Origin of the sequence: Bradyrhizobium genosp. SA-3 (assembly GCF_004212635.1) — a bacterium.
GTDB lineage: Bacteria > Pseudomonadota > Alphaproteobacteria > Rhizobiales > Xanthobacteraceae > Bradyrhizobium.
In genome coordinates this window covers 1-6,616 of the sequence record NZ_PSRT01000241.1, presented here as the reverse complement: position 1 = coordinate 6,616, position 6,616 = coordinate 1, and the positions used below count along the sequence as shown (strand labels likewise).

The window sequence follows — 6,616 nt, the reverse complement described above, 5'->3', positions numbered from 1 at the left end:
GGGAGCCCGGGCAACGTGCCCGCCTCACGTCAGCACGCGCAGGCCTCGCAAAGTAACGAAACGAAATGACCCATCCCGGCGAACAGTTTTACCCCGAGGGCGTGCGTTGGGACGACGCCATCGCCCAGGGCACGCTCCCCGACCTCTTGTCGAAGGCCGCCACTGATTACGGTCCGCGCACCGCGCTGGAGTTCCGGGACCATCCGATCAGCTACACCGAGCTCGCCGCGATGGCCGAGCGCGCCGCTGCGGCGTTCCTTAGCGCCGGCTGTGGCAAGAACAACTCCGTCGCGCTGTTCCTCGGCAACACGCCGGACCACCCCGTCAATTTCTTCGGCGCGCTGAAGGCCGGCGCGCGCATTGCGCATCTGTCGCCGCTCGATGGCGAGATCGCGCTGACGCACAAGGTGTCAGACTCAGGCTCGCGCCTGCTGGTCACCTCCAACCTCGCAGCGCTGCTGCCGACGGCGCTGAAATTTTTGGAGAAGGGGCTGATTGATCGCCTGGTCGTCTGCGAGGACGATGATTGGGGCAAGGTCGGTACGCCGCAGGCCGCGATCCCCAGGGATCCCCGCATCGTCACGTTCAAAGCCTTCGTCGAGGGCGCGGCCGCCCCGGCACAGTGGCCGAACGTGACAGCCGATGACGTCGCGCTGCTGCAATATACCGGCGGCACCACCGGTCTGCCCAAGGGTGCCATGCTCACCCATGGCAATCTCACCTCCGCGGTGTCGATCTACGACGTCTGGGGCAAGCCGGCGCGCGCCGCGCGGGGCGATGTCATCGAGCGCGTGATCTGCGTGCTGCCGCTGTTCCACATCTATGCGCTCACCGTCGTGCTCTTGTCCTCGCTCCGCCGCGGCAATCTGATCTCGCTGCATCAGCGCTTCGACGTCGAAGCCGTGATGCGCGACATCGAGGTGAAGCGCGCGACATACTTTCCGGGCGTGCCGACGATGTGGATCGCGATCGCGGCGCTGCCCGATCTCGACAAGCGCGATTTCTCCTCGCTCGTCACCATCGGCTCCGGCGGTGCGCCGTTGCCGGTGGAGATCGCGAACTTCTTCGAGCGCAAGGTCGGCAAGAAGCTGCGCAGCGGCTGGGGTATGACCGAGACCTGCTCGCCCGGCACCGGCCATCCGCCCGTTGGTCCCGACAAGCCCGGCTCGATCGGCCTGATGCTGCCCGGCATCGAGCTCGACGTCGTCGCGCTGGACGATCCGAGACGCGTGCTGCCGCCGGGCGACGTCGGTGAGATCCGCATCAAGGGCCCGAACGTCACCAAGGGCTACTGGAACAAGCCGGAGGGATCGACTGATGCCTTCGTCGACGGCCGCTTCCTCACCGGCGATATCGGCTACATAGATGCCGACGGCTATTTCTTCCTGGTCGACCGCAAGAAGGACATGATCATCTCCGGCGGCTTCAACGTCTATCCGCAGATGATCGAGCAGGCGATCTACACCATCCCCGGCGTGCACGAGGTGATCGTGCTCGGCATTCCCGACCCGTATCGCGGCGAGGCCGCAAAAGCCTTCATCAAGCTGAGGCCCGACGCAAAACCGTTCTCGCTCGACGAGCTGCGCACCCAGCTCACTGGCAAGCTCGGCAAGCACGAACTCCCGGCCGAGGTCGCCTTCGTCGACGATCTGCCGCGCACGCCGGTCGGAAAGCTGTCGCGCCACGAATTGCGCCAGCAGCAGAAATCGTCACAATCCACCAAAACCGTATCAGGAGGTCGCTCTTGACCGACGCCGTCATCGTTTCCACCGCCCGCACCCCGATCGGCAAGGCCTATCGCGGCGCGCTCAACGCCACCGAGGGCGCGACCCTGCTCGGCCACGCCATCGGCGAGGCCGTCGCCCGCGCCAAGGTCGACCCGAAGGAGATCGAGGACGTCGTGATGGGCGCAGCGCTCCAGCAGGGCGCGACCGGCGGCAACATCACGCGCAAGGCGCTGCTGCGCGCCGGCCTGCCCGTCACCGTCGCCGGCACCACCATCGACCGGCAATGCGCCTCGGGCCTGCAGGCGATCGCGCTCGCCGCACGCTCGGTGATCTTCGACGGCGTCGAGATCGCGGTCGGCGGCGGCGGCGAGTCGATCAGCCTCGTGCAGAACGACAAGATGAACGGCTTCCACGCCCAGGATCCCGCGCTGCTCAAGATCAAGGGCGAGGTCTACATGCCCATGATCGACACGGCCGAGGTCGTCGCCAAGCGCTACGGCATCTCGCGCGAGAAGCAGGACGAGTACTCGCTGGAGAGCCAGCGCCGCACCGCCGCCGCGCAGCAGGGCGGCAAATTCAAGGACGAGCTGGCGCCGATCACCACGCAGATGGCGGTGACCGACAAGGCCACCGGTGCCGTGTCGATGAAAGAGGTCACGCTGTCGCAAGACGAAGGTCCGCGCCCCGAGACCACGGCCGAAGGCCTCGCCGGCCTCAAGCCCGTGCGCGGCGAAGGTTTCAGCATCACCGCAGGCAATGCCAGCCAGCTCTCCGACGGCGCCAGCGCCTCCGTGATCATGAGCGACAAGGAAGCCGCCAAGCGCGGCCTCAAGCCGCTCGGCATCTTCCGCGGCTTCGTCTCCGCCGGCTGCGAGCCGGACGAGATGGGCATCGGCCCGGTCTTCGCCGTGCCGCGCCTGCTCAAGCGTCACGGTCTCACCGTCGACGACATCGGGCTCTGGGAGCTCAACGAAGCTTTCGCCGTGCAGGTGCTGTATTGCCGCGACAAGCTTGGCATCGACCCCGACAAGATCAACGTCGATGGTGGCGCGATCGCGGTCGGCCATCCCTACGGCATGTCGGGCGCGCGCCTCACCGGCCACGCCCTGATCGAAGGCCGCCGCCGCAAGGCGAAGTACGCGGTGGTGACGATGTGCGTCGGCGGCGGCATGGGCGCGGCCGGGTTGTTCGAGGTGTTGCAGTAGTCGCTGTTGTCCCGGCGAAAGCCGGGACCCATACTCCGCAGCAAGAGTGTGGTGCACAGACAAGAATGGCCTTCGTACCAGCGAAGGGCGGTGGTTATGGGTCCCGGCCTTCGCCGGGACGACAAGGGTAGGAGGATCCGATGGATCTCGCATTCACGAAAGAAGAGCAGGCGTTTCGCGAGGAAGTGCGGCAGTTCTTCCGCGACAACGTGCCGCCGGACACGCGGCGCAAGCTGGTCGAGGGCCGTCATCTCTCGAAGGACGAGATGGTGACGTGGTGGCGCATCCTCAACAAGAAGGGCTGGGGCGTCAGCCACTGGCCCAAGCAGTATGGCGGCACCGGCTGGACATCCGTGCAGCACTACATCTTCAACGAGGAGCTGCAGTCCTATCCGGCGCCGCAGCCGCTCGCCTTCGGCGTCAGCATGGTCGGCCCCGTGATCTACACCTTCGGCAATGAGGAGCAGAAGAAGAAGTACCTGCCGCGCATCGCCAATGTCGACGATTGGTGGTGTCAGGGCTTCTCCGAGCCCGGCTCCGGCTCCGACCTCGCCTCGCTGAAGACCAAGGCCGAGCGCAAGGGCGACAAGTGGATCATCAACGGCCAGAAGACCTGGACCACGCTCGCCCAGCACGCCGACATGATCTTCTGCCTCTGCCGCACCGACCCCAGCGCCAAAAAGCAAATGGGCATCTCCTTCATCGTGTTCTCGATGAAGTCCAAGGGCGTCACCGTGCGCCCGATCCAGACCATCGACGGCAGCCACGAAGTCAACGAGGTGTTCTTCGACGATGTCGAGGTGCCCATCGAGAACCTGATCGGCGAGGAGAACAAGGGCTGGGATTACGCAAAATTCCTGCTCGGCAATGAGCGCACCGGCATCGCCCGCGTCGGCGTCTCCAAGGAACGCATCCGCCGCATCAGGGATCTCGCCTCCAAGGTGGAATCCGCTGGCAAGCCGATCATCCAGGACCCCGCCTTCCGCGAGAAGCTCGCCGCCTGCGAGATCGAGCTGAAGGCGCTCGAGCTCACCCAGCTCCGCGTCGTCGCGGATGAAGGCAAGCACGGCAAGGGCAAGCCCAATCCGGCTTCGTCCGTGCTGAAGATCAAGGGCTCCGAGATCCAGCAGACCACCACCGAGCTGCTCATGGAAGTGATCGGCCCGTTCGCCGCGCCCTACGACGTGCACGGCGACGACGGCTCGAACGAAGCCATGGACTGGACCGCCCAGATCGCGCCGAGCTACTTCAACAACCGCAAGGTCTCGATCTACGGCGGCTCCAACGAGATCCAGCGCAACATCATCGCCAAGGCGGTGCTGGGGCTGTGATGTCTCCCTCTCCGCGGAGGCGGGGAGGGCAATTTCTCCACCGTCATTCCGGGGCGCGACGAAGTCGCGAACCCGGAATCCATCGGGCCGCACACTCAATGGCGAAATGGATTCCGGGTCTGGCCCTTCGGGCCATCCCGGAATGACGAAGTCAGATGATCCGGGTACGAGGAAGCAAAGAACATGGATTTTGATCTGTCCGAGGAGCAGCGGCTTCTCAAGGAAAGCATCGACGGCCTCTTGACCGATTCCTACGATTTCGAGAGCCGCAAGAAGTACATGAACGAGAAGGGCGGCTGGAGCAAAGCCGTCTGGCTCAAGCTCGCCGAGCAGGGCCTGCTCGGCCTGCCCTTCAGCGAGGCCGATGGCGGCTTCGGCGGTGGCGGCGTCGAGACCATGATCGTGATGGAGGCGCTCGGCAAGGCGCTGGTGCTCGAGCCCTATCTCGCAACGGTCGTGATCGGCGGCGGTTTCCTGCGTCATGCCGGCACCGACGCGCAGAAGGCCGCGCACGTGCCTTCGCTTATCGACGGCAGCAAGACGCTGGCGTTTGCCCAGCTCGAGAAGAACTCGCGCTACGATCTCTTCGACGTCTCAACGACGGCGAAGAAGAAGGGCGACGCTTACGTCATCGACGGCGAGAAGTTCGTCGTGCTCAACGGCGAGAATGCCGACACCCTCATCGTCACCGCGCGAACCAAGGGCGAGCGCCGCGATCATGGCGGCATCGGCGTGTTCATCGTCCCCGCCAATGCAAAGGGCGTAGCTAAGAAGGGCTATCCGACCCAGGACGGCCTGCATGCTGCCGACATCACCTTCACCGGCGTCGAGGTCGGCCCCGAGGCCGTGCTCGGCAACCCCGAGGATTCGCTCGCGCTGATCGAGCGCGTCGTCGATGAGGCCCGCGTCGCGCTCTGCGCCGAGGCGGTCGGGCTGATGGACGAGTCGCTCAAGACCACCGTCGAGTACATCAAAACGCGAAAACAGTTCGGCGTCGCGATTGGCTCGTTCCAGTCGCTGCAGCACCGCGCCTCCGACATGTTCGTCGCGGCTGAGCAGGCGCGCTCGATGTCGATGTTTGCGACCATGGCGAACGATTTCGAGAACGCCAAGGAGCGCAGCAATGCGATCGCCGCGGCCAAGGTGCAGATCGGCAAGTCGCTGAAATTCGTCGGCCAGCAGTCGATCCAGCTGCACGGCGGCATCGGCATGACCATGGAGGCGAAGATCGGCCACTACTTCAAGCGCCTCACCATGATCGAGAACAGCTTTGGCGACACCGACTACCACCAGCGCCGCGTCGCCGATGCCGGCGGGTTGATCTAGCCACGCCGTCATTGCGAGGAGCTCTTGCGACGAAGCAATCCAGACTTCCTCCGCGGAAAGATTCTGGATTGCTTCGCTGCGCTCGCAATGACGGAGGCCGTTGAAGCATCGAGGCAACAACAATGAAAAACACCCCGTTCGATCTCACCGGCAAGGTCGCCGTCGTGACCGGCTCCAGCCGCGGCATCGGCCGCTCCTCCGCTGAACTCCTGGCAAAGCTCGGGGCAAAAGTCGTGGTCTCCTCGCGCAAGGCCGACGCCTGCAAGGAAGTCGCCGACGGCATCATTGCGGCCGGCGGCGATGCCATCGTCATCCCCTGCAACATCGCACGCAAGAACGAGGTCGAGGCGTTGATCGCGGGTGCGACCAAGCATTACGGCAAGATCGACATCCTCGTCTGCAACGCCGCGGTGAACCCGTATTACGGCCCGTTGCTCGACATCACGGACGAAGCCTTCGACAAGATCATGGGCAGCAACGTCAAGAGCAACATCTGGCTCTCCGCGCTCGCGATCCCGCAAATGGCCGACCGCGGAGGCGGCTCCGTCATCATCATCTCCTCGATCGGCGGCTTGCGCGGCTCCACCGTGATCGGCGCCTATGGCATCTCGAAAGCCGCCGACTTCGCGCTGTGCCGCTCGCTCGCCGGCGAATGGGGCCCGAAAGGCGTCCGCGTCAACTGCATCGCCCCCGGCCTCGTCAAGACCGATTTCGCCCGCGCGCTGTGGGAAGACGAAGCCATGCTGAAGCGCCGCACCGCCACCACGCCGCTCCGCCGCATCGGCGAGCCCGACGAAATCGCCGGCGCCGTCGCCTACCTCGCCTCGGACGCATCGAGCTTCATGACCGGCCAGACCATCGTTATCGACGGCGGCGTCACCACGGCGGCGGTGTAGCGGCTAGCGCTGATCTCTCCCCGGCGTCGTCCCGGCGAAGGCCGGGACCCATACCGCGTGATCTTTCGGTGGGGATGAAGTGCGAGTCCCGGACTACTAACCTTCGCCAAATTTATCCCTGTGGTTATGGG

At 65.0% G+C, this 6,616-nt stretch carries 5 protein-coding genes; all 5 read left to right on the top strand.

Annotated features, from left to right (window positions below):
- The first annotated feature begins 65 nt into the window (after window positions 1-65).
- The 5 genes from pimA (at window position 66) to CWO91_RS40920 (ending at window position 6,485) form a co-directional block, all read left to right on the top strand.
- Window positions 66-1,748 carry a dicarboxylate--CoA ligase PimA gene (gene pimA / locus CWO91_RS40940; RefSeq protein ID WP_130220985.1) on the top strand — a complete coding sequence of 561 codons (1,683 nt, stop codon included), beginning with the start codon at window positions 66-68 and terminating at the stop codon, window positions 1,746-1,748.
- Entirely contained in the window at window positions 1,745-2,932 is a 1,188-nt protein-coding gene (locus CWO91_RS40935) for an acetyl-CoA C-acyltransferase (RefSeq protein ID WP_130220984.1), read from the top strand. Before pimA ends, CWO91_RS40935 begins: the two co-directional genes overlap by 4 nt.
- Window positions 2,933-3,072: 140 nt before the next feature.
- Complete coding sequence (gene pimC, locus CWO91_RS40930) at window positions 3,073-4,263, top strand: pimeloyl-CoA dehydrogenase large subunit (protein WP_130220983.1); 1,191 nt, start codon at window positions 3,073-3,075, stop codon at window positions 4,261-4,263.
- Window positions 4,264-4,446: 183 nt separating this feature from the next.
- Window positions 4,447-5,589, top strand: coding sequence for a pimeloyl-CoA dehydrogenase small subunit (gene pimD / locus CWO91_RS40925; RefSeq protein ID WP_130220982.1), 1,143 nt, complete (start codon window positions 4,447-4,449; stop codon window positions 5,587-5,589).
- Between the two features lie 122 nt (window positions 5,590-5,711).
- Window positions 5,712-6,485: an SDR family NAD(P)-dependent oxidoreductase gene (locus CWO91_RS40920; RefSeq protein ID WP_130220981.1), complete on the top strand. Its 774-nt coding sequence runs from the start codon at window positions 5,712-5,714 to the stop codon at window positions 6,483-6,485.
- The last annotated feature ends 131 nt before the right edge of the window (window positions 6,486-6,616 follow it).